Here is a 25,888-nt window from a genome sequence, read left to right as displayed (position 1 = left end):
TCCCCATGTGAGAGTAGGGAACTGCCAGGCATCAATCAAGAAAAACCCCGTACCGTAAGGTACGGGGTTTTTTGCTTTGGTCAGCGCAACACATACAGCCGGTTTTCCGGCCTACAAAATATAATCCCCCGTAAACTAATCACCCATCCCACTGTATATACGGTAAACTATCCCGGTTTTTGCATCAGGATAGCCTCTATGAACCACTCCCTTAAGCCCTGGAATACCTTTGGTATTCAGCGTAATGCGAATGAAATTGTACGTGCCGAAAATGCCCAGCAACTGCTGGATGCATGGCAAAACGCAACAGAAAACGGTGAACCTGTACTGATTCTGGGCGAAGGAAGTAATGTCCTGTTTCTCGAAGATTTTGCGGGAACCGTGATCGTTAATCGCATCATGGGAATTAACGTTAAAGAAGCCGACGACAGCTGGCATCTGCACGTGGGGGCGGGAGAAAACTGGCACCGGCTCGTGCAGTACACGCTTGAAAAGGGGATGCCTGGGCTGGAAAACCTTGCGCTGATCCCGGGCTGCGCCGGATCGTCACCTATTCAGAATATCGGTGCCTATGGCATTGAACTTAAACATGTTTGTGAATATGTCGACTGCATCGAGCTGGCAACCGGCCAGGCGCTGCGTCTGAGTGCCGAACAGTGTCGTTTTGGCTATCGCGACAGCATTTTCAAACATGAATACCAGGATCGCTACGTGATTGTTGCCGTCGGCCTGCGCCTGGCGAAAGCCTGGGATCCGGTGCTCACTTACGGCGATTTGACCCGCCTCGATCCGGCCACGGTCACCCCGAAAGAGGTGTTTGACGCCGTATGCCACATGCGCATGACCAAACTGCCCGACCCGAAAGTGAACGGAAATGCCGGTAGTTTCTTTAAAAACCCGGTGATCGGTGGCGAAACGGCGAAAGCGTTTATTGAAGCCTGGCCGATGGCGCCGCACTATCCTCAGGCCGATGGCAGCGTAAAGCTGGCTGCGGGCTGGCTTATCGATCGCTGCGATTTGAAGGGCGTTACCGTCGGTGGTGCTGCCGTTCATCGTCAGCAGGCGCTGGTTCTGGTTAACCAGGGCAATGCGACCGGCAGCGACGTGGTTCAGCTGGCACATCATGTACGCCAGCGTGTGGGCGAGAAGTTTAACGTCTGGCTCGAACCGGAAGTTCGCTTCATTGGTCGTTCGGGCGAAGTGAATGCCGTGGAGGCCATTGCGTGAAGGATAACACTATCCCCTTAACCCTGATCGGCATTCTGGCCGACGGTGAGTTTCATTCCGGTGAGCAGCTCGGCGAGCAGCTGGGAATGAGCCGCGCCGCCATTAACAAGCACATCCAGACGCTCCGCGACTGGGGTGTGGATGTCTTTACCGTGCCTGGCAAAGGTTACAGTCTGCCGGAGCCAATCCAGCTCCTCAGCGAAGAGCTGATCCGCAGTCAGATTGAGCACGGGAACGTGGCTGTCCTGCCGGTTATCGATTCGACCAACCAGTATCTGCTGGATCGTCTCGGCGAACTGAAATCGGGCGATGCCTGCGTGGCGGAATATCAGCAGGCCGGTCGCGGTCGTCGCGGGCGCAAGTGGTTCTCACCCTTTGGCGCCAACCTGTACCTCTCTATGTACTGGCGTCTTGAGCAGGGGCCGGCTGCCGCTATCGGTTTAAGCCTGGTGATCGGGATTGTGATGGCGGAGGTCCTGCACGATCTGGGCGCGGATAAGGTTCGCGTTAAATGGCCGAACGATCTCTACCTACAGGATCGCAAGCTTGCGGGGATCCTGGTCGAACTGACGGGAAAAACTGGCGATGCCGCGCAGATTGTGATTGGCGCAGGCGTGAACATGGTAATGCGTAACGTGCAGGCGGACGTGGTTAACCAGGCCTGGACCAACCTTCAGGAAGCGGGGATCACTATCGATCGTAATACCCTTGCCGTGCGGATGATCAAAGAGCTGCGCAGCTCCCTGACGCTGTTCGAACAAGAGGGTCTGGCACCGTTCCTGTCGCGCTGGGAGAAGCTGGACAACTTTATCAATCGCCCGGTTAAGCTGCTGATTGGTGAAAAGGAAATCTACGGGATTTCTCGCGGAATTGACGCGCAGGGCGCATTACTGCTGGAGCAGGATGGCGTGATTAAGCCCTGGGTTGGCGGCGAGATCTCGCTACGCAGCGCGGAATAAAAAAGGGAGCCATTGGCTCCCTTTTCTTTATCACTCTTTAAGAGGCGTTACTGCGGATACAACACCCAGTCCCCGCCGTTCAGGCGAACATACGGTTTATTCTGGTACTGGATCACCACCGCGTTCGCATTCTCCGACACCTCCGCCGTTTGCGGCAGACCGCTGGTGAGCTGGTTCCAGTTCACGCTGTCCTCGACAAACAGCTTCCCGTCAACCGCGCGGGCAACCAGCTCTGAAATCGCCAGATAGCTGCTCGGCTGCGTGATTTCAATCGGCGCACCCTCATGCGGTGCCTTCATGCCGAAGAACTTAATCCCGGCGGGCACGTTTGTGATTGACGGGCTTGGGATATCACGCAGGCCAGATACCTGCATTCTGTCGCCCTTCAGCGCGCCGCCGTGCTCTGGCACTACCACGACCATCACCTTGCGGCCCGATTTTTCCAGTTCGGTAAAGAACGCGTCCAGCTCGTCGAACAGCTTCTGGGCGCGAACTTTGTAATCCGCCGTTTTGCTCACGCCCGGGAAGTGGTTTCCGTCGTGCAGCGGCAGGGTGTTATAGAAGGTCGCGCTGCGGCTGTTTTCGCCCTCTTTGCTGACGGTTTGCAGCCAGCGTTGCAGCACGGCGGTGTCGTCGTAAACCGGTGAGCCGTCAAAGCCCAGCAGCGAAACCGGCAGACCGGTCTGATCCATCAGCGGCGCCTGCATTCCACCCTGCTCACGCACCTCTTTCAGGAAGTTACCGAACTGACCGTTGTGGCCCATCATCAGATGCTGCGTAAAGCCGAGCTTCGACAGGTTATCGAACAGATAACACTGGTTGCCCGCAGGCTGATACAGGTTTTTATGCGACGGCTGACCGCAGCTTGCGCGCAGCAGGCGGATCGCCGCCGGGCCGCTGTAGGAGGTCGCCGAGTTGAAATCTTTGAACTGGATATCGAAATGCGACCACAGCGGGTGCGACATCAACCCCGCCGCATCCACGTCCGCCCACGACAGGGAGCAGATGTTGATTACCAGCAGTTCAAACGGCTGCGCGTCCGCAGGCAACGCATCCGGGAATTTGGTCTGGCGCTTGTCTTCCGCGGTATAGAAGCTGGAAAGCCAGGCGTTCAGGTTGGTAGAGGTCGGCGGCGCGGTCTGTGCGGGAATATCACCCACCACCGGTGTATCGCCTGCGGTTGCCACGGTTGCTGCCGCCGAGCCGCCGGTCGTTGTTACCGTGGTGGTCGGTTGACCCGCCGGCCACAGGGAGAAGCTCGGCCCGGCCAGCGTCAGCACGTTAAGCCAGACCAGGATTGCCACCACAAACACCGTCACGCGGATCCACTGGGACAGGAACAGCCACGCCACCAGCAGCACAAACACCGCGCCAATCATCTGCCAGTTAATAAAGCGCTCGGTCAGATCGAGAAGGTAGTCCGTACTAAATCCCGCTACCTGCGAGCCCTGGCTCATAATGCTCTCAGGTCCCGGTAACCAGGTGTCGTGCCAGAAGAGGCCAAAACCAATCGGGATAGCTATCCAGTGGCGTAAACGGTGCAGCCTGATGTTCGGGATTGGCATCAGCAGGAAAGCCATAAACACCAGGTTAGCCAGCGGGTGGAAGTTCAGATAGCCCGCCCACAGCAGGCCAAACTTGACCAGAAAATAGAAGTTCCAGCCGGACAGTCCGCGCCAGTATTGCCAGAGTGGCGACGGCGCCGAAGAGGTATAGGAAGAATTAGTCATGTTTTCGATTTGCCCTGGCGTTTGTCGCCCGTGTCAGTGTTCCGGCTGGTTTAACGTAGCGAGGTTTTACAAAAAGAATTCTGGCCGTATCGCGAAGACGGCGCAGGGAATGGCGAGCGTAATAGCCCAGCGGGAAGAAAATAAGCGCACAAAGTACGACCAGTTGAATAATGTCGCTGATATTCATAATGACGCATGTTCCTTATTCTCAGACAGCAGGCGAAGGGGTTCAGGTATTCGGCGCCAGACATGTCCGTCATGCTTAGCATTGAGAATAGGTTTTTCATCGGTGGTCATCGGCAGCGGTTTTACCCACTGTTCCGGTGCCAGAGTTCTCATTTGCACCAGTTCTGCGCTAATCAGATTGTCCTCAAACCAGATCATTCGGTTAGAGAAAATATCCCCCGTTGGCAGCGGGAAAATATGGTTCAGCGCCGTGTCGAGATCGTTGACCCGGCAGAAAGATAAAAACAGCACCAGACGGTTGTCGCCAATCGTCATGATGTCCCCGGTGCGGTTCGGGCGGCAGAGCGTCAGCGCTTGCTCAACGCGAATGCCCGGTACGGGGCGCAGCGCCACCATTACGCCTTTGCCATCAGCCGGAAGCAGGGTGTTACTCATCATATTGCCAACGGCGTCGCAGAAGGTGTCCCACTTTTGATAGCCGCGCAGCTTCATCGGCTGGGTCATGGACAGCAGGGTGGAGATATCTTCCGGCACGTGGCGGCCAAACTGCTGGCCCTGAATGCTTTCGATCAGCGTCAGGCAGCGGGAGAGCGGGGCATTCCACGGCACCACCATGTTTGCGCCGCAGCCCAGCAGCAGACGTTCATCCGTTGCGCGCAGGCTGGTGTTATTTTCACGCACTACGATTTTCAACGCGCTGCCGCGCTGGCGGCGCAGGGTATGAATATGGCGCGCCAGGGATTCGATTTGATTATTCTGCATCAGCGAGAAGACGATTGTCGCCGCCTGGGTGGTACGGGCTTCATTGAATACCGCTTCGTTGGTCTCAAGCAGCGTCCAGTTTTCAGACAGCGCAGGCGCACCTTCTAATACTGCAATATGGCTGACGATGCGTTTTTCATCGCTGCGCGGCTGCACCACGGTCTCTTCCTGCTGCGCGAGATGCCATTCATTATTGATATGTTTGAGGGTCAATTGCTGGCGCGCGCTTACCCCTTTTTCATTACACCAGAAGGCAATATCGTAAAGATAACTGTCAGCCTGGTCGCGGATACTGGCGAGCCCGAACAGGGAGCGATATTCCGTCATCAACAGCGAAAACAACTTATCATTATTAGTGCAAGGGTTAATGACCAGCAGGGTGCAATTTTGATTGCGGGCCCATTTATTGATTTTTTGCAGCCACTTAAGCAGCTTCTCATTTGATATATTATGCAGTGCGTTATTAGAACATTTGAGAATCACTAAATAGTTGTCGGGATCGAGCGTGCACTGAATATCGCGGGGCAGAAAGTAGAGACTCTCCGCCTCTGTTGTCATTGAGAATAGCCGCACGGATTGTGGGCCGCTCTCGTCGGCAAGTCTGATGATTGTCTTCGGGTCTTCGCCCATGGTGACAACGGCAACGCGAGCATCCCTGGCCTGCGCAGCAATTGTTTGATTTACCAGGCTTACGGCGTCCTCGTTGCGATCCGTGTTAATCCACCAGACTCCTCCGACCGGCATGTGGCGCAATTCATCCCATAAAGACTGGATGCCAATAGAAAATATGGAGTCCACGGTTTCCCTCTTTTCATCTAATTTATCTGTATCTCAGTTTACTAGCGAAAGCGAAGAAATAAACCTAACATTGAAATTAAAGAACATCAGATTTAGCATGTAAACGAAAATTCTCAGGCAGGATGCCTCGCTACATCTGATCGTACGATTTTACTCAGTGGGATGAGAGAAAAATGCATAATAACGAGTCCGGAACCCCCATCGATTCCACTCTTGGATACACATTCCAAAACGATTTCCTGGCGTTAACTCAGGCTTTTTCATTGCCTGAAATAGATTACACCGATATTTCCCAGCGGGAACAGTTGGCGGCGGCTATTAAACGCTGGCCATTATTGGCTGAATTTGCTCAACAACAATAAGGAAGCCATTGATGGCCATACTAGGATTACAGGGCGTCCGTGGTGGAGTCGGTACGACATCCGTGACCGCGGCGCTGGCGTGGTCATTACAGTTATTAGGCGAATCGGTGCTGGTTATTGATGCCTGCCCCGATAATTTGTTGCGCATGTCCTTTAACGTTGATTTCAACCGTCCCGACGGCTGGGCGCGCTCGCTGATTGATGGCAAAGAGTGGCAGGACGCCGGAATGCGCTACACCTCCCAGCTCGATCTGCTCCCCTTTGGTCAACTGACCCGTCGTGAACAGGAAAATTATGCTGCGCACCAGCCGACGCTGGAGCTGTTCACCCGCGCGCTGGAGCGGTTGAGCCTGGAGGGGCATTATCAGTGGATTTTGCTCGATCTGCCGCACGGCAACGACCCGCTGACCCGTCAGCTGATCTCTTTCTGCGACCATATCCTGTCGATTGCCAACGTCGACGCCAACTGCCATATCCGCCTGCACCAGCAGGCGCTGCCCGCGCAGGCGCATATCCTGATTAACGACCTGCGCATCGGCAGCCAGATTCAGGACGATCTGTATCAGGTGTGGCTGCAAAGCCAGCGCCGCCTGATGCCGATGGTTATCCACCGCGATGAAGGCATGGCGGAATGCCTCGCCTCCAAACAGCCGCTCGGCGAGTACCGCAGTGATTCGCTGGCGGCCGAAGAGATCCTGACGCTGGCGAACTGGTGTCTGCTGCACTTTGCCAAAAGGGCGGAATCTGCCGGGAGCGCGGTATGAGCCGCCTGTCCAGCTGGTTGCTCATCCCGCCGGTCAGCGCGCGCTTAAGCGAACGCTACCGCCACTACCGTCGGCACGGCGCGTCACCATTAAGCGCCGCGCTCGGCTGTTTCTGGATGGTGCTGGCCTGGATGTTTATCCCCCTTGAACACCCCCGCTGGCAGCGCATTCGGGCTGAACATCACGCGCTCTATCCGCACATTAACCCCGATCGGCCACGGCCGTTAGATCCCGCACGCTATGCGATTCAGGCGGTATGGCTGATAGCGACCTCAGCGCGGCAAGAGAATCCTCGCCCGCGCTGGCGCAGCTTCGACCGGGCGGCAAACCTGCGCGAACGCTACCATCAGTGGCTTGACCGGCTTCCTGACCGCGTGGGCGACAGGACCAGCCATCTGGATAACCACAAAGAACTCGGACACCTCCATCCGGGTTTGCGTCGTTTTATTCTCGGCGTGATTGTGGTGTTCTCGCTGATCCTGGCGCTGGTCTGCATCACGCAGCCGTTTAACCCGCTGGCGCAGTTTACCTTCCTGATCCTGCTGTGGGGCGTGGCCCTGCTGGTGCGCCGTATTCCGGGTCGCTTCTCGGCGCTGATGCTGATCGTGCTGTCGCTGACCGTGTCCTGCCGCTATATCTGGTGGCGTTACACCTCGACCCTGAACTGGGACGATCCGGTGAGCCTGGTGTGCGGTCTGATCCTGCTGTTTGCTGAAACCTACGCGTGGATTGTGCTGGTGCTGGGCTACTTCCAGGTGATCTGGCCGCTCAACCGCCAGCCCGTTCCGCTGCCGAAAGACACCAACCAGTGGCCGTCCGTTGACCTCTTCGTGCCAACCTATAACGAAGATTTGAGCGTGGTAAAAAACACCATTTACGCGGCGCTGGGTATCGACTGGCCGAAAGATAAGCTCAAAATCTGGATCCTCGATGACGGCGGTCGCGAAGAGTTCCGCCAGTTCGCAAGCCAGGTAGGGGTGGAGTACATCGCCCGAACCACGCACGAACACGCCAAAGCCGGGAACATCAACAACGCGCTGAAATATGCCAAAGGGGAGTTTGTCTCCATCTTTGACTGCGACCACGTCCCGACGCGCTCGTTCCTGCAAATGACGATGGGCTGGTTCCTGAAAGAGAAAGAGCTGGCGATGATGCAGACGCCGCACCACTTCTTCTCGCCGGATCCGTTTGAACGTAACCTCGGCCGTTTCCGCAAAACCCCGAACGAAGGGACGCTGTTCTACGGCCTGGTGCAGGACGGTAACGACATGTGGGATGCGACCTTCTTCTGCGGCTCCTGTGCGGTGATTCGCCGCGGCCCGCTGGATGAGATTGGCGGCATTGCGGTTGAAACGGTGACCGAAGATGCCCACACCTCCCTGCGTTTACACCGTCGTGGACACACCTCGGCCTACATGCGTATTCCGCAGGCGGCGGGGCTGGCGACCGAGTCGCTCTCCGCGCACATCGGCCAGCGTATTCGCTGGGCGCGCGGCATGGTGCAGATTTTCCGCCTGGATAACCCGCTGACGGGCAAAGGCTTAAAGCTGGCGCAGCGCCTGTGCTACGTCAACGCCATGTTCCACTTCTTGTCGGGTATTCCGCGGCTTATCTTCCTGACCGCGCCGCTGGCGTTCCTGCTTCTGCACGCCTACATCATCTACGCCCCGGCGCTGATGATTGCCCTGTTCGTTCTACCGCACATGATCCACGCGAGCCTGACCAACTCCAAAATTCAGGGCAAATACCGCCACTCGTTCTGGAGTGAAATCTACGAAACGGTGCTCGCCTGGTATATCGCCCCGCCAACGATGGTGGCGCTGATTAACCCGCACAAGGGCAAGTTTAACGTCACCGCGAAGGGCGGGCTGGTGGAAGAGGAGTACGTCGACTGGGTGATCTCCCGTCCGTATATCTTCCTGGTGCTGCTCAATATCGTCGGGGTGATTGCCGGGATCTGGCGCTACTACTACGGCCCGGAAAACGAAATCCTGACCGTATTCGTGAGCCTGGCGTGGGTGTTCTACAACCTGATTATCCTCGGCGGCGCGGTGGCGGTGTCGGTGGAGAGCAAGCAGGTGCGCCGGGCGCATCGCGTCGAGATCAGTATGCCTGCGGCCATTGCCCGCGAAGACGGCCATCTCTTCTCCTGTACCGTGCATGACTTCTCTGACGGCGGGCTGGGTATCAAGATCAACGGCCAGGCAAAAGTGCTGGAGGGGCAGAAGGTCAACCTGCTGCTCAAGCGCGGTCAGCAGGAGTATGTCTTCCCGACGCAGGTGGTGCGCGTGTTGGGTAACGAAGTGGGTTTACAGCTGATGCCGCTGACTAAAAAGCAGCATATCGATTTTGTGCAGTGTACGTTCGCCCGCGCGGATACGTGGGCTCTCTGGCAGGACAGCTTCCCGGAAGATAAGCCTCTGGAAAGCCTGCTGGATATTCTTAAGCTGGGGTTCCGTGGCTATCGTCACCTTGCAGAATTTGCCCCGTCGTCTGTGAAATTAATTTTCCGGTCACTTACCTCGCTGGTTTCCTGGGTCGTGTCGTTTATTCCACGCCGACCTGAGCGGGAAGAGGCGAAGCAATCGGACCCGGTTATGGCTCAACAATGATGATAACGCGATGAAAACTAAACTTTCCTGGTTATGTGCAGTGGCAATGGGGATGAGTGCGCTTCCCTCTATGATGGCGAACGCGGCTCCTGAAACGCCTGCGGCCACGACCGCGCCCGTGGCGCAAGACGCCGCGCCGGCCGTCACCGCGGCCGACAGCGCTGCGCCTGAACAACCGGCTGACGGTGCGCCGCAGCAGGTAGGCAGCGTTATGCCGGGCGTGCCGGGTGCGAACGCGCCGGTGGTAGTGGATAACGCCCCCTCCAGGGACGTGAAGCTCGCCTTCGCGCAGATCGCCCCGCCGCCGGGCAGCATGGTGCTGCGCGGGATCAACCCGAACGGTGGCGTTGAGTTTGGGATGCGCAGCGACGAAGTGGTATCGAAGGCGATGCTGAACCTCGAATACACCCCGTCACCGGCGCTGCTGCCGGTGCAGTCGCAGCTGAAGGTCTACCTCAACGACGAGCTGATGGACGTTCTGCCGGTCACCAAAGAGCAGCTCGGCAAAAAGACGCTGGCGCAGGTGCCGATCAACCCGCTGTTTATCACCGACTTCAACCGCGTGCGTCTGGAGTTTGTCGGCCATTACCGCGACGTGTGTGAAAACCCGGCCAGCAGCACGCTGTGGATGGACGTCGGACGCAATACGTCCCTGCAAATGACCTACCAGTCGCTGGCGCTGAAAAACGATCTCTCGGCGTTCCCGGTGCCGTTCTTTGACCCGCGCGATAACCGTCAGCTTGTGCTGCCGATGGTGTTTGCCGCGTCGCCGGACACGACCCAACAGCTGGCCGCCACCATTGTGGCCTCGTGGTTTGGCTCGCGTTCCGCCTGGCGCGGACAGAGCTTCCCGGTGATGTACGATAAGCTCCCGGACCGCAACGCCATCGTATTTGCGACCAACGATAAACGCCCGTCGTTCCTGCGCGATCACCCGGCGGTGAAAGCCCCGACCGTGGAAATGATGAGCCACCCGGATAACCCGTACGTGAAGCTGCTGGTGGTCTTCGGTCGTGATGACAAAGACCTGCTCCAGGCCGCGAAAGGCATTGCACAGGGTAACGTGCTGTTCCGCGGCAACAGCGTGACGGTGGATAACGTGAAGCCGCTGCTGGCCCGTAAACCGTACGATGCGCCGAACTGGGTGCGTACCGACCGCGCGATCACCTTCGGTGAGCTGAAAACCTATGAAGAGCAGTTGCAGTCCACCGGGCTTGAGCCTTCGCCGGTCAGCCTGTCGCTGAACCTGCCGCCGGATCTGTATCTGATGCGCACCAACGGCATTGATATCAGCCTGAAATACCGTTACACCGCGCCTGCCACCAAAGACAGCTCGCGTATGGACATCAGCCTGAACAACCAGTTCCTGCAATCCTTCAGCCTGACCAGCAACCAGGAGACAAACCAGCTGATGCTGCGTCTGCCGGTGCTTCAGGGTCTGCTCGATGGCAAAACCGATGTCTCTATTCCGGCGCTTAAGCTCGGCGCGGTGAACCAGCTGCGCTTTGACTTCCAGTACATGAACCCGATGCCTGGCGGCTCGGTGGATAACTGTATTACCTTCCAGCCGGTGCAGAACCATGTGGTGATTGGTGACGACTCCACCATCGACTTCTCGAAGTATTATCACTTCCTGGCGATGCCGGACCTGCGCGCCTTTGCCAACGCCAGCTTCCCGTTCAGCCGCATGGCAGATCTCTCTGAGTCCATCGTGGTGATGCCAAAATCACCGAGCGAAGGGCAGGTGACGACGCTGCTGGATACGCTGGCCTCCGTGGGCGCGCAGACCGGCCTGCCGGCCATTAACCTGACGCTGACCGACGACGGCAGCCAGATCCAGAACAAAGACGCCGACATCATGGTGATCGGCAATATCCCGGACAAGCTGAAGGACGACAAGCGCGTCGACCTGCTGGTGCAGGCTGCCCAGTCGTGGGTGAACACCCCGATGCGTCAGACCGAATTCCCGAGCATCATGCCGGACAACAACGACCGTCAGGCTACCGTGCAGACCACGGTCACCTCAACTGGCCCGATGGCGGCGATCGTCGGCTTCCAGTCGCCGTATAACGACCAGCGCAGCGTGATCGCGCTGCTGGCAGACAGCCCGCGCGGATATGAGCTGCTCAACAATGCGATGAACGACAGCGGTAAACGTGCGGCGATGTTTGGCTCCGTGTCGGTGATTCGCGAGTCGGGCGTAAACAGCCTGCGCGTGGGCGACGTCTACTACGTTGGCCATCTGCCGTGGTTCGAACGTCTGTGGTATGCGCTGTCGAACCACCCGGTTCTGCTGGCGATCCTCGCGGCGGTGAGCGTCGTGCTGCTGGCGTGGGTGCTGTGGCGTCTGCTGCGTATCATCAGCCGTCGTCGTCTTAACCCGGACCATGAGTAAGTAGCCATGAACGCCTTTCGCTGGTGTGTTTTCGCCGCGCTGATGCTGGCGGCGACGAATCTTCGGGCCGCCTGCACCTGGCCCGCCTGGGAGCAGTTTAAACAGGGCTATATCAGCGAGGGCGGGCGCGTTATCGATCCCAGCGATACGCGCAAAATTACCACCTCCGAAGGGCAGAGCTACGCCATGTTCTTCGCGCTGGCCGCCAACGACCGCAAGGCGTTTGACCTGCTGTATGGCTGGACGCGCGATAATCTCGCCGCAGGCGATTTAGCCGCGCATCTGCCCGCCTGGCTGTGGGGGCAAAAGGATAAAGAGCGCTGGGCGGTGATCGACGAAAACTCCGCCTCGGATGGGGATGTGTGGATCGCCTGGTCGCTGCTCGAAGCCGGACGACTGTGGAAACAGCCTGAGTACACCCGCGTGGGCAAGGCGCTGCTCAACCGTATCGCCAGCGAAGAGGTGGTGAAGGTGCCGGGGCTGGGCTCCATGCTCTTACCCGGCAAAATCGGCTTTGTAAAAGAGAATACCTGGCGCTTTAACCCCAGCTATCTTCCTCCGCAGCTGGCGAGCTATTTCACCCGCTTTGGCACCCCCTGGACCACCCTTCGCGAAACGAACCAGCGTCTGCTGCTGGAAACCGCGCCTAAGGGTTTTTCCCCGAACTGGGTGCAGTATCAGAAAAACAAAGGCTGGCTGCTTAAGCAGGATAAAGACCTGATTGGCAGCTACGATGCCATTCGCGTCTACCTCTGGGTGGGGATGATGAACGATAACGATCCGCAAAAAGCACGGCTGCTGGCGCGTTTCCGGCCAATGGCGGCGATGACCGCCAGCCGCGGGCTGCCCCCTGAGAAGGTGGATGTCGCGACCGGAAAACGCACGGGTGATGGCCCGGTCGGTTTTTCCGCCTCCCTGCTGCCGTTTCTTCAAAAGCGTGACGCGCAGGCCGTTCAGCGCCAGCGCGTTACCGATCATTTTCCCGATAACGACGCCTATTACAGCTACGTGTTGACCCTCTTTGGACAAGGCTGGGATCAGCACCGTTTTCGCTTCACCGAAAAAGGTGAATTAATACCGGATTGGGGCCAGGAATGCGCAAGTTCACACTAAATCTACTCACTTTTTCGCTTGGCCTGGCCATGATGCCGATGGCCCTGGCCGCCAATTCTCCGCAGCAACAGCATCTGCTGGAGCAGGTGCGTCTGGGTGAATCGACGCAGCGCGAAGATTTAGTACGCCAGTCGCTCTACCGCCTGGAGCTGATCGACCCCAATAACCCTGACGTCATTGCCGCCCGTTTCCGCTACCTGCTGCGCCAGGGCGATACCGGCGGGGCGCAGAAGGAGCTGGACCGCCTGAAGGGGATCGCCCCGGACTCCGGCGCGTACCAGTCCTCCCGCAACACCATGCTGCTCTCCACCCCGGACGGCCGTCAGGCATTGCAGCAGGCGCGTCTGTTAGCCACCACCGGACATACTCAGGAAGCCATTACCGCCTACGAAAAACTGTTTAGCGGCAACCCGCCGAGCGGCGATCTGGCGACGGAATACTGGAACGTGGTGGCGAAAGATCCCGCCCGTCGCAATAACGCCATCAACCAGCTGAAAAAAATTGACACCAGCAGTCCCGGCAACGTGCAGCTTCAGGCGACCCTCGCCGGGCTGCTCTTCCAGACCGGGCGCCGCGACGAAGGCTTTGCGGTTCTTCAGAGCATGGCGAAAACCAACAACGGGCGTAACCAGGCGTCTGATATGTGGTATCAGCAGATCAAAGACCAGCCTGCCAGCAGCGCCAGCGTCAGCGCGCTGCAAAAATACCTGACCGTGTTCAGCGACGGCGACAGCGTGACGGCCGCCCGCGCGCAGCTTGACGCGCAGCAAAAACAGCTCGCCGATCCAACGTTCCGCGCCAAAGCCGAAGGGCTGGCGGCGGTGGATGCCGGGCAGGGCAGCAAGGCCGTCGCCGAGCTGCAAAAAGCGGTCAGCGCCAACCATACCGACAGCGAAGCCGTCGGTGCGCTCGGTCAGGCCTATTCGCAAAAAGGGGATCGCGCCCGCGCGGTGGCGCAGTTTGAAAAAGCGATCGCCCTCGATCCGCAGAGCGACAACCGGGGCAAGTGGGACAGCCTGCTGAAGGTTAACCGCTACTGGCTGCTGATCCAGCAGGGCGACGCCGCCCTGAAAGCCAACAACCCGGCGCAGGCCGAGCGCTATTACCAGCAGGCGCGTAACGTCGATAGCACCGACAGCTACGCGGTGCTCGGGCTGGGCGACGCGGCGGTGGCGCGTAAAGATAACGCCGCCGCCGAGCGTTACTATCGCCAGGCGCTGCGAATGGACAGCGGCAACAGCAACGCCGTGCGCGGGCTGGCGAATGTCTATCGCGCCGAGTCGCCGGAAAAAGCGACGCAGTTTATCCAGTCGCTCTCCGCCAGCCAGCGCCGCAGCATTGACGATATTGAGCGCAGCCTCACCAACGAGCAGCTTTCGCAGCAGGCGGAGCAGCTGGAAAACGCGGGCAACTATGCCCAGGCCGCCGAAATTCAGCGCCGTCGGCTGGCGATGTCGCCGGGGGACGTGTGGATCACCTATCGCCTGTCGCGGGATCTCTACAGCGCCGGGCAGCGCGGTCAGGCCGATACCCTGATGCGCCAGCTGGCGAGCCAGAAGCCGAACGATCCTGAACAGGTGTACGCCACCGGGCTGTATCTCTCCGGAAACGATGAGGACAGGGCCGCGCTCGCGCACCTCAACACCCTGCCGCGCGCCCAGTGGAACGGCAATATTCAGGAGCTGGCGGATCGTCTGCAAAGCAATCAGGTGCTGGAAACGGCGAACCGCCTGCGCGATGGCGGCAAAGAGCAGGAGGCCGAAACCCTGCTTCGCCAGCAGCCCGCTTCCACGCGTATTGACTTAACCCTCGCGGACTGGGCGCAGCAGCGCGGCGATTATGCGGGGGCGAAAGCGGCCTATAACACCGTGCTACAGCGCGAGCCGAAAAACGACGACGCTATTCTGGGCCTGACCGAAGTCTATATTTCAGAAGGCAACAAAGAGGCGGCGCGCACCGCGCTGGCAACCCTTCCGCCTGAACAGGCCGGGGAGCCGCAGTCGCTGAACATGCAGCGCCGCATCGCGATGGCCCAGGCTGGGCTTGGGGACACGGCGGCGGCAAATCAGACCTTTAGCAAGCTTATCCCGCAGGCCACGTCCCAGCCGCCGTCAATGGAGAATGCGCTGGTGCTGCGCGATGCGTCGCGCTTCCAGGCGCAGAACGGCCAGCCGAAGCAGGCGCTGGAAACCTACAAAGATGCGATGGTGGCGTCCGGCATCACCCAGACGCGCCCGACGGATAACGACAGCTTTACCCGACTGACGCGCAACGACGAGAAGGACGACTGGCTCAAGCGCGGCGTGCGTAGCGACGCGGGCGATCTCTATCGTCAGCAGGACGTTAACGTCACGCTGGAGCACGACTACTGGGGCTCCAGCGGCACGGGCGGCTATTCCGATCTCAAAGCCCATACCACCATGTTGCAGGTGGACGCGCCGCTCTCTGACGGACGGATGTTCTTCCGTAGCGATCTGGTCAATATGGACGCCGGAACCTTCGATACCACGGACGGGAAGTACGATCCGAAGTGGGGGACCTGTGCGGCTACCGACTGTCACGGCAGCACCAACCAGTCCGCGAACGGCGCGAGCGTTGCCGTTGGCTGGAAGAATAAAACCTGGGAGATGGATATCGGCACCACGCCGATGGGCTTCGACGTGGTCGATGTGGTGGGCGGCATAAGCTACAGCAACGATCTCGGCCCGATTGGCTATACGGTCAACGCCCATCGTCGTCCGATCTCCAGCTCGATGCTGGCCTTCGCCGGGCAGCGCGATCCCAACACCGACACCACCTGGGGCGGCGTGCGTTCCACCGGCGGCGGGGTGAGCCTGAGCTACGACAAGGGCGAGGCGAACGGCGTCTGGTCGAGCCTGAACGTCGACAGCCTGACGGGTAAAAACGTGGAGGATAACTGGCGCGCCCGCTGGATGACCGGCTACTACTACAAGCTCATCAACAAGAACAACGAGCGCCTGACGGTGGGCGTCAGCAATATGCTGTGGCACTACGATAAAGACCTGAGCGGCTACACCCTCGGTCAGGGGGGCTATTACAGCCCGCAGGAGTATGTTTCCTTCGCGCTGCCGGTGACCTGGCGTAAACGCACCGAAAACTGGTCGTGGGAGCTGGGCGGATCGGTGTCGTGGTCGCACTCGAAGACCAAAGACGGGATGCGCTATCCGTTGCAGGGCTTGATCCCGGATAACCAGAAAGATGCCGAAGGTAACGATATGTATACCGACAAGCATGAGCCTGAAAACGGCAGCAGCTCGTCAGGAACCGGTTATACCGCCAGGGCCCTTATCGAGCGTCGCGTCACCTCCAACTGGTTTGTCGGGGTCGGCGTGGATATTCAGCAGGCAAAAGATTATACCCCGAGCCATGCGCTGCTCTATGTTCGCTATTCAGCCGCTGGCTGGCAGGGCGACATGGATATGCCGCCGCAGCCGCTCATCCCGTACGCAGACTGGTAATCGGATTTCGCTTAATCGATTTGTAAGTCTCTCTAAAAATTGCAGCAATCGGGTATACTCAGGCGCACCAGGTTTATGCCCGGTGCGCCCTGCGCTTTGAGTTTTGTGGAGAGTCATTTTGCGTGTCAGCCGTTCTTTAACTATCAAACAGATGGCAATGGTTTCAGCCGTTACCCTGCTGTTTGTATTCCTGTTCTGCGTCATTCTGCTGTTTCATTCCGTACAGCAGAATCGCTACAACACGGCTTCGCAACTGGAAAGTATTGCCCGCTCGGTGCGCGAGCCGCTCTCCTATACCATCCTGAAAGGGGATATTCCCGAGGCCGAGAGCATCCTGAAACGCATTCAGCCCGCCGGGATTGTCAGCCGCGCCGACGTGGTGCTGCCTAACCAGTTCCAGGCGCTGCGCATGAGCTTTATCCCCGAGCGCCCGGTGCCGATGATGATCATGCGCATGTTTGAGCTGCCGGTGCAGATCTCCCTGCCGATTTACTCCCTTGAACGCCCGGCGAACCCGCAGCCGCTGGCCTATCTGGTGCTCCAGGCCGACTCGTATCGCATGTATAAATTCGTGATGAGCTGGGTTGTGACGTTAGTAACTACTTACTTACTTTTAACGCTGATCCTGAGCGTGGCGTTGACCTGGTGTATCAACCGCCTGATTGTCCACCCGTTGCGCCGCATCGCCCGGGAGCTGAACAATCTGCCTCCGCAGGAGCAGGTCGGGCACCAGCTGGAGGTGCCGCGCCTGCACCAGGACGATGAAATCGGGATGCTGGTGCGCAGCTATAACCTCAACCAGCAGCGTATTTCGCGCCAGCAGGATCAGCTGAACAGCAGCGCCACCCGCTTCCCGGTCTCTGAGCTGCCGAACAAAGCCTTTTTGATGGCGATGCTGGAGCAGACCGTCGCCCGCCAGCAGACCACCGCGCTGATGGTGGTGGCCTGTGAAACCTTGCAGGATACGGCGGGCGTGTTGCAGGAGAGCCAGCGCGAGGTGCTGCTCTTAACCCTGGTCGAGAAGGTGAAATCGGTGCTGGCACCGCGCATGGTGCTGACCCAGGTTAGCGGCTATGACCTGGTGATTATCGCCCACGGCGTGAAAGAGCCGTGGCACGCCATTACGCTAGGTCAGCAAGTACTCACTGTCATTAATGAGCGGTTGCCGATTCAGGGCATCCAGCTTCGTCCAAGCGCCAGCATCGGCATTGCGATGTTCTACGGCGATCTCACTGCCGAACAGCTTTACCGCCGCGCCTTCTCGGCGGCCTTCACCGCCCGTCGCAAAGGCAAGAACCAGATCCAGTTCTTTGACCCGGAGCAGATGGAAAAGGCGCAGCAGCGGCTGACCGAAGAGAGCGATATTCTGACCGCGCTGGATAACCGCCAGTTTGCGATCTGGCTCCAGCCGCAGGTCAACCTGGTGACGGGCGAAGTGAAAAGCGCCGAAGCCCTGCTGCGTATGCAGCAGCCGGACGGCGCGTGGGAGCTGCCGGAAGGGTTAATCGAGAGCATTGAGTCCTGCGGCCTGATGGTGACCGTCGGTTACTGGGTGCTGGAAGAGTCCTGCCGCCAGCTGGCGGCCTGGCAGGAGCAGGGCGTGACCCTGCCGCTGTCGGTGAATCTGTCTGCGCTCCAGCTGATGCATCCGACGATGGTCTCAGAGATGCTGGAGCTGATTAACCGCTACCGCATCAAGCCGGATACGCTGATCCTGGAGGTGACGGAGAGCCGCCGCATCGACGACCCTAACGAAGCGGTGAAAATCCTCAAACCGCTGCGCAACGCGGGGATCCGCATCGCGCTGGACGATTTTGGCATGGGCTATGCCGGGCTGCGCCAGCTCCAGCACATGAAAACCCTGCCGGTGGACGTGCTGAAAATCGACAAAGCCTTTGTGGACGGGCTGCCGAACGACAGCAGCATGGTGGAGGCGATTATCCAGATGGCGCGCAGTCTTAACCTGCACGTCATTGCCGAAGGGATTGAAACCGAAGCCCAGCGCGAGTGGCTGGCGGCGGCGGGCGTGGAGAGCGGACAAGGCTTCCTGTTTGGCCGCGCGGTGCCTGCGGATATCTTTGAAAAACGTTACCTCTCCGGCGAACGCCATCCCGCAAAAGTGTAATTTTGTTGCTGGCTTGTGCGAGCCAGCTCAAAGTTCTTAACATTTCTGTTTCAAATTTGAACCTGCTTTATTTCTGTCCTGTTATGTGGGTGTTATTTTAAAGCCGCAGGTTAACCATAACCTTACAAAGCCTGTGGTTTTTCTTTCCAAGGACACCCTATGAAAACCTCAATCTTCAAGAGCCTTTACTTTCAGGTCCTGACGGCCATCGCAATCGGTATTCTGCTTGGTCACTACTACCCGGAAGTGGGTGCGCAGATGAAACCGCTGGGCGATGCGTTCGTTAAGCTCATCAAAATGATCATCGCGCCCATCATCTTTTGTACCGTCGTTACCGGTATCGCTGGCATGGAAAGCATGAAGGCGGTCGGTCGCACGGGCGCCGTGGCGCTGCTCTATTTCGAAGTGGTCAGTACTATCGCGCTGATCATCGGTCTGATTATCGTTAACGTCGTGCAGCCCGGTGCGGGCATGAACGTTGACCCGTCCACGCTCGACGCGAAGGCGGTTGCGGTCTATGCCGAGCAGGCAAAAGACCAGGGCGTGGTGGCCTTCCTGCTGGACGTGATCCCCGGCAGCGTGATTGGCGCCTTCGCCAGCGGTAACATCCTGCAAGTGCTGCTGTTTGCGGTGCTGTTTGGCTTTGCGCTGCACCGTCTGGGCAGCAAAGGGCAGCTGATCTTCAACGTGATTGAGAGCTTCTCGCAGGTCATTTTCGGCATTATCAATATGATCATGCGTCTGGCCCCTATCGGCGCGTTCGGCGCGATGGCCTTCACCATCGGCAAATACGGCGTGGGCACGCTGGTACAGCTGGGGCAGCTGATCGTCTGCTTCTATATCACCTGTATTCTGTTCGTGGTGGTGGTGCTGGGGTCGATTGCCCGCGCGGCAGGCTTCAACATCTTCAAGTTCATCCGCTACATCCGCGAAGAGCTGCTGATCGTGCTCGGAACCTCATCGTCGGAATCCGCGCTGCCGCGTATGCTCGACAAGATGGAAAAGCTCGGCTGCCGTAAGTCGGTGGTGGGGCTGGTTATTCCAACGGGCTACTCGTTTAACCTCGACGGCACCTCGATCTACCTGACGATGGCGGCGGTGTTTATTGCGCAGGCGACCAACAGCCATATGGATATCTTCCATCAGATCACCCTGCTGGTGGTGCTGCTGCTGTCATCAAAAGGGGCGGCAGGGGTAACGGGCAGCGGGTTTATCGTGCTGGCGGCGACCATCTCTGCGGTGGGGCATCTGCCGGTAGCGGGTCTGGCGCTGATTCTGGGTATCGACCGCTTTATGTCCGAGGCGCGTGCGCTGACCAACCTGGTGGGCAACGGTGTGGCGACGGTAGTCGTCGCGAAATGGGTGAAAGAGCTGGATCACAAAAAGCTTGATGACACCTTAAATAACCGCCATTCCGATACGAAAACGCAGGGTGTTTCCTCCTGATATTGTCACAAATGCCCGCTATCCCTTGTGGGGATGCGGGCTGCTGCGCATAATACCCCCTCATACCTGTCATAATTCGACAAGATTTTTTTTAGGTATATTTCACTTCCGCCCGTGACGTTTCGCTGAACGCGCGGTCTAATCGAAGTGTTTTCATCGTCATATTTGGAGTGCTCCACGTCGGGAGATACTCTTTTTAACCAGGAATGTTGATCAGGGGTTCACATGCAGGGCACAAAAATTCGACTCTTAACCGGCGGTTTGCTGATGATGGCAGCAGCCAGTTATGTGCAGGCAGATGCGCTCCAGCCAGACCCGGCCTGGCAACAAGGGACTCTGGCGAATGGTTTTCAGTGGCAAGTGTTAGCCACCCCGCAGCGCCCGAGCGACCGTATCGAAATCCGTCTGTCTGTGAATACTGGCTCCCTCACTGAAAGCACCCAGCAGACCGGTTTAAGCCATTTTATTCCTCGACTGGCGCTCACCCAGAGCGGCAGTTTGCAAGCGGTGCAGGTGCGCTCTCTGTGGCAACAGGCCATCGATCCGAAGCGCCCGCTTCCTCCGGCGGTAGTCTCCTATGACTACACCATGTTCAACCTGAGCCTGCCAAACAACCGTAACGACCTCCTTAAAGAAGCGCTGACCTATCTGTCAGATGCCACCGGTAAACTCTCTATCACGCCTGAAACCGTTAACTATGCCCTGAGCAACAGCGACATGGTGGCGACCTGGCCTGCGGATACCAAAGAGGGCTGGTGGCGCTATCGCCTGAAAGGCTCTGCGCTGCTGGGCCACGATCCGGCCGAGCCGCTGAAGCAGCCCGTCGATGCCGAGCAGGTGAAATCTTTCTACCAGAAATGGTACACCCCGGACGCCATGACCCTGATTGTGGTCGGGAACGTCGACAGCCGGTCGATTGTCGAGCAGATCAACAAGGCCTTTGGCGATCTGAAGGGCAAACGCGAAGCGCCAGCGCCCGTGCCTACGCTTTCTCCGCTGCGCGCCGAGCCGGTCAGCATCATGACCGACACCGTGCGCCAGGACCGCCTCTCGATGATGTGGGACACGCCGTGGCAGCCGATTCGTGAATCCTCCGCGCTGCTGCGCTACTGGCGCGCGGATCTCGCCCGTGAAGCGCTGTTCTGGCACGTTCAGCAGTCCCTCAGCAAAAACAACACCAAGGATATCGGCCTCGGCTTTGACTGCCGCGTGCTGTTCCAGCGCGCCCAGTGCGCCATTAACGTTGAATCTCCTGGCGATAAGCTGAACGCGAACCTCGCGCTGGTGGCAAAAGAGCTGGCGAAAGTGCGTAAAGAGGGGCTCGGCGAAGAGGAGTTCAACGCGCTGGTGGGGCAGAAGAAGCTGGAGCTGCAAAAGCTGTTTGCAACCTACGCCCGTGCCGATACGGACATTCTGATCAGCCAGCGTATTCGTTCGCTGCAAAACCAGGTGGTGGATATTGCGCCGGAGCAGTACCAGAAGCTGCGTCAGGACTTCCTGAACGGTTTAACGGTGGATATGCTGAATCAGGATCTGCGCCAGCAGCTGTCGCAGGATATGGCGTTGGTTCTGCTCCAGCCGAAGGGCGAGCCGGAATATGACATGAAAGAGTTGCAGGCAACCTGGAGCGGCATTATGGCGCCGGTAACGCAGGCGGCGCAGCCCGCCGTGGCGGATGATTTACATCAGGACGCGACGGATATTCCGCAGGGTCAGTAACGGTATACCCCCTCACCCTAACCCTCTCCCCACAGGGGAGAGGGAACTTGAACACCCTCGCCCCTTTGGGGAGAGGGCCGGGGTGAGGGGTAATCCCTTAAACCGGCATCGCTTCCCGCGGAATAATCGCGCCGCGATACTGGATCACCGTACTGGCCGTCAGGTGTCCGCGCTGTGCTGCCGCTTCCGGCGTACCGCCCGTCAGACGCACCGCCAGATAACCCGCGCTAAACGAATCACCCGCCGCCGTGGTATCAATCACCTTCTCTTTGGCTAATTTCACCGCCGGGACCTCTACCAGCGGTTCACCCGCCACGGCCACCAGGCAGGACTCTGCGCCGCGCTTGATCACCACTTCGCTCACGCCAGCGGCCTGGGTACGGGCGATGACCTCATCAACCGGCTTCTCACCCCACAGGGCGTCTTCGTCGTCCAGCGTTAAGAAGGCGATATCGGTGCATTGCAGCATCTGCTGATAAACCTGCTGTGTCTCTTCACGGCTGGCCCACAGGCGAGGACGATAGTTGTTATCGAAGATCACCTTGCCGCCGTTGGCGCGGCATTCGCGCAGCAGCGACAGCAGCTTATCGCGGCTGGCCGGGCTGAGAATCGCCAGGCTGATCCCGCTCAGATAGAGATAGTCAAAGGTAGCCAGCTCTTCGCAAATGGCGGCCGCAGCGTCGCTTTCCAGCCAGAATTTTGCGGCGGCTTCGTTACGCCAGTAATAGAACGTGCGCTCGCCGGTGCTGTCGGTTTCGATGTAGTACAGACCCGGCAGGCGGTTTTCCATCTGCTGAATCAAAGACGTCTGGACATTTTCACTCTGCCAGGACGCCAGCATCTGCTGGCTAAAACTGTCCGTACCCAGTGCGGTAACGTAGTTCACGACGAGCGCGTCGGGGGCGACCTGACGGGCAATATAAACCGACGTGTTCAACGTATCGCCACCAAAACCGCGGCTGACGTCCGCGCCTTTTTGTGACAGTTCAATCATGCATTCGCCAATCACGGCAATTTTTTTAGACATAGTCGTGAACCTGAACAGATAAATTAACGTTAGTGTGCGTTGTGTGGATTATGCGGTCAACTATATTAAAACGACGTTCCATTATTTTATTTGAGCCAGCGCGTGTTCCTGGCAATTTCTGTCATCTTAATTTCATTTTCCCGCCCGGCTGAACATAAAGTTCTCAATTGCCGGGCCGATAACCCATTGACGAGTCCAGAAAGGCTATCCCATACAACAGGGCATCTGAAATGAAGGCAGAGCAGGTTATCCAGCGGCTAAGCACCACGCCTGAGGCAAGTATTGAGAACTTGCAGGAGCATCGCTACTGGCTGCAATGTGAGCGCGAATACACCTATCAGCCGATCTACCGCACCGACGGGCGGCTGATGGCGATCGAGATCTTAACGGTTGTGACCCACCCGTCGAACCCGACGCAGCGGATCGCGCCGGATCGCTATTTCGCAGAAGTCGCAGTGCGCCAGCGCATCGACGTACTGCAAGAGCAGCTGGAGATGCTGGCGACTAAGCGGGCCTTCTTCGCGCAGCACAACATTCTGGCCTCGGTAAACGTGGACGGCCCGACCCTGATGGCGCTGCGTCAGAACGCGCAGCTTCAGGCGCTGATCGCCACGCTGCCGTGGATGCGCTTTGAGCTGGTGGAACACGTCCGCCTGCCGCAGGATTCGTCATTCGCCTCGATGTGCGAGTTTGGCCCGCTGTGGCTGGACGACTTCGGCACCGGGATGGCGAACTTCTCCGCGCTCAGCGAAGTGCGCTATGACTACATCAAAGTGGCGCGCGACCTGTTCATCATGCTGCGCCAGACCCCGGAAGGACGAAACCTCTTCACGCTGCTGCTACAGCTGATGAACCGCTATTGCCAGGGGGTGATTGTCGAAGGGGTAGAAACGCTGGAAGAGTGGCGCGACGTGCAAAACTCGCCTGCCGCGGCGGCGCAAGGCTATTTCCTCTCTCGTCCGGTGCCAATGGATACGCTGGATAACGTCACTATCGCATTGTAATTAAAGCTGTTTCCCATAATGGCGCGTAGCCTGTACGCGCTATTACCGGACACAGCGCCCCCGCTTACCCAAGCCATGAACTATATTCATGAAAGGTAAGGCCATTGGTAAGGGGAAAACAATGACGAAAACGACCAGGATTGTCACCTGGGTACTTGGGATTTTCTTGTTATTGATTGTGGTGGCAATCATCATTATCGCCACGTTCGACTGGAATCGTCTTAAGCCAACCATTAATGAAAAAGTTTCAACCGAACTGAACCGACCCTTCGCCATTCGCGGCGATTTGGGCGTCGTCTGGGAGCGTCAAAAAGAGGAAACCGGCTGGCGAAGCTGGGTGCCCTGGCCGCACGTTCATGCAGACGATATTGTTCTCGGCAACCCGCCGGACATCCCTGAAGTGACGATGGTGCATCTGCCGCGCGTGGAAGCCACGCTGGCGCCGCTTGCCCTGCTCACCAAAACGGTCTATCTGCCGTGGATCAAACTCCAGCAGCCCGATGCGCGCCTGATTCGCCTGTCGGAAAAAAACGATAACTGGACCTTCAATCTTGCCAGCAGCGACGAAAAAGATCCCAACGCGAAGCCTTCATCCTGGTCGTTCCGCCTGGACAATATTCTGTTCGATCGCGGGCGGATCGCTATCGACGATAAAGTCAGCAAGGCGGACGTGGAGATCTTGGTCGATCCGCTGGGCAAGCCGCTGCCGTTTAGCGAAGTCACCGGCAGCAAGGCCAAAGGGGATAACGCCAAAGCGGGCGATTACGTGTTTGGCCTGACGGCGAAAGGGCGTTACAACGGTCAGCCGCTGAGCGGTAAGGGTAAAATCGGCGGAATGCTGGCGCTGCGCAGCGAAGGCACGCCGTTCCCGGTGCAGGCCGATTTCCGCTCGGGCAACACCCGCGTGGCCTTTGTCGGCACGGTGAACGACCCGATGAAAATGGGCGGCGTCGATCTTCAGCTGAAGTTCGCCGGGGACTCCCTGGGCGAGCTGTATGACCTGACGGGCGTGCTGCTGCCGGATACGCCGCCGTTTGAAACAGACGGTCATCTGGTGGCAAAAATCGATACGGAAAAAGCCTCGGTCTTTGATTACCGCGACTTTAACGGCCGGATTGGCGACAGCGACATTCACGGCAGCATGACCTACACCACCGGAAAACCGCGCCCGAAACTGGAAGGGGATCTGGAATCCCGCCAGCTGCGCCTGGCCGATCTGGGGCCGCTGATTGGCGTCGACTCCGGGAAGGGTACCAAGTCGAAAGAGGTGAAAAAGGACGTCCAGCCTGCGGGCAAAGTGCTGCCTTATGACCGCTTCGAAACCGACAAATGGGACGTAATGGATGCCGACGTGCGCTTCAAGGGCCGCAAAATCGAGCACGGCAGCACCCTGCCGATAAGCGACCTCTCGACCCATATCATCCTCAAAAACGCCGACCTGCGGCTGCAACCGCTGAAGTTCGGCCTGGCGGGCGGGACGATTTCATCGAATATCCACCTTGAAGGGGATAAAAAGCCGATGCAGGGGCGGGCGGATGTGAAGGCGCGCAGGCTGAAGCTGAAAGAGCTGATGCCAAACGTGGAGCTGATGCAGAAGACCCTCGGCGAGATGAACGGTGACGCGGACATTCGCGGCGTGGGTAACTCCGTGGCGGCGCTCCTCGGCAGCAGTAACGGTGACCTGAAGCTGCTGATGAACGACGGGCTGATCAGCCGCAACCTGATGGAAATCCTCGGCCTGAACGTCGGTAACTTCATCATCGGGCAGATCTTCGGTGACGACGAAGTGCGGGTGAACTGCGCGGCGGCGAATCTGGATCTGGTCAACGGCGTGGCGCGTCCGCAGATTTTCGCCTTCGATACCGAGAACGCGGTGATTAACGTGACCGGGACGGCGAGTATGGCCTCCGAGCAGCTGGATTTGACCATCGATCCGGAGAGTAAAGGGATCCGTATCATCACCCTGCGCTCGCCGCTGTACGTGCGCGGAACCTTCAAAAATCCTCAGGCGGGCGTGAAGGCCGGGCCGCTGATTGCCCGCGGTGCCGTTGCGGCCGCGCTGGCGACGCTGGTGACACCGGCAGCGGCGCTGCTGGCGTTGATATCACCGTCGGAAGGGGATGCAAATCAGTGCCGGAATATTCTGTCGCAGATGAAGAAGTAGCTCCCTTTCTCCCTCT

At 58.4% G+C, this 25,888-nt stretch carries 17 protein-coding genes; 13 read left to right on the top strand and 4 right to left on the bottom strand.

The genetic code is table 11. The features are described 5' to 3' along the window. Positions 1-198 precede the first annotated feature (198 nt). Complete coding sequence (murB, locus tag ACSVHP_RS14430; protein ID WP_447552247.1) at positions 199-1,227, top strand: UDP-N-acetylmuramate dehydrogenase; 1,029 nt, start codon at positions 199-201, stop codon at positions 1,225-1,227. Further along, positions 1,224-2,186: a bifunctional biotin--[acetyl-CoA-carboxylase] ligase/biotin operon repressor BirA gene (gene birA, locus ACSVHP_RS14425; RefSeq protein WP_234674044.1), complete on the top strand. Its 963-nt coding sequence runs from the start codon at positions 1,224-1,226 to the stop codon at positions 2,184-2,186. Before murB ends, birA begins: the two co-directional genes overlap by 4 nt. Before the next feature lie 47 nt (positions 2,187-2,233). On the opposite strand, the gene bcsG is transcribed toward birA, so the two are convergent. Genes bcsG through bcsE form a run of 3 tightly spaced genes read right to left on the bottom strand, consistent with a single transcriptional unit; the run spans position 2,234 to position 5,662 of the window. Next, positions 2,234-3,916, bottom strand: a complete 1,683-nt coding sequence (bcsG, locus tag ACSVHP_RS14420) for a cellulose biosynthesis protein BcsG (RefSeq protein WP_447552246.1) — start codon at positions 3,914-3,916, stop codon at positions 2,234-2,236. Then, a complete protein-coding gene (gene bcsF, locus ACSVHP_RS14415) occupies positions 3,909-4,103 on the bottom strand; it encodes a cellulose biosynthesis protein BcsF (protein WP_417314467.1) in 195 nt (64 codons plus the stop codon). Before bcsF ends, bcsG begins: the two co-directional genes overlap by 8 nt. Next, positions 4,100-5,662, bottom strand: a complete 1,563-nt coding sequence (bcsE, locus tag ACSVHP_RS14410) for a cellulose biosynthesis c-di-GMP-binding protein BcsE (protein ID WP_417314465.1) — start codon at positions 5,660-5,662, stop codon at positions 4,100-4,102. The genes bcsF and bcsE overlap by 4 nt, the downstream gene beginning before the upstream one ends. A gap of 173 nt (positions 5,663-5,835) precedes the next feature. Here bcsE and bcsR point away from each other — a divergent pair, with 173 nt between their 5' ends. The 9 genes from bcsR to ACSVHP_RS14365 all read left to right on the top strand — a co-directional run bounded on the left by bcsR (position 5,836) and on the right by ACSVHP_RS14365 (position 21,677). After that, positions 5,836-6,024, top strand: a complete 189-nt coding sequence (bcsR, locus tag ACSVHP_RS14405) for a cellulose biosynthesis protein BcsR (RefSeq protein WP_417314463.1) — start codon at positions 5,836-5,838, stop codon at positions 6,022-6,024. An 11-nt stretch (positions 6,025-6,035) separates the two neighbouring features. Beyond that, a complete protein-coding gene (gene bcsQ / locus ACSVHP_RS14400) occupies positions 6,036-6,788 on the top strand; it encodes a cellulose biosynthesis protein BcsQ (RefSeq protein WP_234674074.1) in 753 nt (250 codons plus the stop codon). Next, entirely contained in the window at positions 6,785-9,400 is a 2,616-nt protein-coding gene (gene bcsA, locus ACSVHP_RS14395; RefSeq protein WP_417314901.1) for a UDP-forming cellulose synthase catalytic subunit, read from the top strand. Before bcsQ ends, bcsA begins: the two co-directional genes overlap by 4 nt. 10 nt (positions 9,401-9,410) lie before the next feature. Further along, positions 9,411-11,795 (top strand): cellulose biosynthesis cyclic di-GMP-binding regulatory protein BcsB, encoded by a 2,385-nt coding sequence (gene bcsB / locus ACSVHP_RS14390; RefSeq protein ID WP_447552245.1) that lies wholly within the window; start codon positions 9,411-9,413, stop codon positions 11,793-11,795. 6 nt (positions 11,796-11,801) lie between these two features. Beyond that, entirely contained in the window at positions 11,802-12,908 is a 1,107-nt protein-coding gene (gene bcsZ, locus ACSVHP_RS14385; RefSeq protein WP_447552244.1) for a cellulose synthase complex periplasmic endoglucanase BcsZ, read from the top strand. Then, the gene (gene bcsC, locus ACSVHP_RS14380; RefSeq protein WP_447552243.1) at positions 12,890-16,387 is read left to right on the top strand and encodes a cellulose synthase complex outer membrane protein BcsC; all 3,498 of its coding nucleotides are present in this window, start codon (positions 12,890-12,892) and stop codon (positions 16,385-16,387) included. The genes bcsZ and bcsC overlap by 19 nt, the downstream gene beginning before the upstream one ends. 118 nt (positions 16,388-16,505) lie before the next feature. Then, positions 16,506-18,512 (top strand): biofilm formation regulator HmsP, encoded by a 2,007-nt coding sequence (gene hmsP, locus ACSVHP_RS14375; protein WP_234674051.1) that lies wholly within the window; start codon positions 16,506-16,508, stop codon positions 18,510-18,512. 159 nt (positions 18,513-18,671) lie between these two features. Then, the gene (locus ACSVHP_RS14370; RefSeq protein WP_234674052.1) at positions 18,672-19,958 is read left to right on the top strand and encodes a dicarboxylate/amino acid:cation symporter; all 1,287 of its coding nucleotides are present in this window, start codon (positions 18,672-18,674) and stop codon (positions 19,956-19,958) included. A 225-nt stretch (positions 19,959-20,183) separates the two neighbouring features. Further along, positions 20,184-21,677: a M16 family metallopeptidase gene (locus ACSVHP_RS14365; protein WP_234674053.1), complete on the top strand. Its 1,494-nt coding sequence runs from the start codon at positions 20,184-20,186 to the stop codon at positions 21,675-21,677. A gap of 97 nt (positions 21,678-21,774) precedes the next feature. Here the strand turns inward: ACSVHP_RS14365 and kdgK are convergent, their stop codons facing one another. Next, entirely contained in the window at positions 21,775-22,704 is a 930-nt protein-coding gene (gene kdgK / locus ACSVHP_RS14360) for a 2-dehydro-3-deoxygluconokinase (RefSeq protein ID WP_447552242.1), read from the bottom strand. Positions 22,705-22,934: 230 nt separating this feature from the next. Here kdgK and pdeH point away from each other — a divergent pair, with 230 nt between their 5' ends. Continuing rightward, a complete protein-coding gene (gene pdeH / locus ACSVHP_RS14355) occupies positions 22,935-23,708 on the top strand; it encodes a cyclic-guanylate-specific phosphodiesterase (protein WP_234674055.1) in 774 nt (257 codons plus the stop codon). Between the two features lie 121 nt (positions 23,709-23,829). Further along, positions 23,830-25,872 carry an AsmA family protein gene (locus tag ACSVHP_RS14350; RefSeq protein ID WP_447552241.1) on the top strand — a complete coding sequence of 681 codons (2,043 nt, stop codon included), beginning with the start codon at positions 23,830-23,832 and terminating at the stop codon, positions 25,870-25,872. Positions 25,873-25,888: the final 16 nt, after the last annotated feature.

This window comes from Enterobacter sp. 186315, from assembly GCF_053290175.1.
The sequence above is the reverse complement of the archived record's forward strand: the minus strand, read 5'-3'. Positions and strand labels throughout refer to the sequence as shown.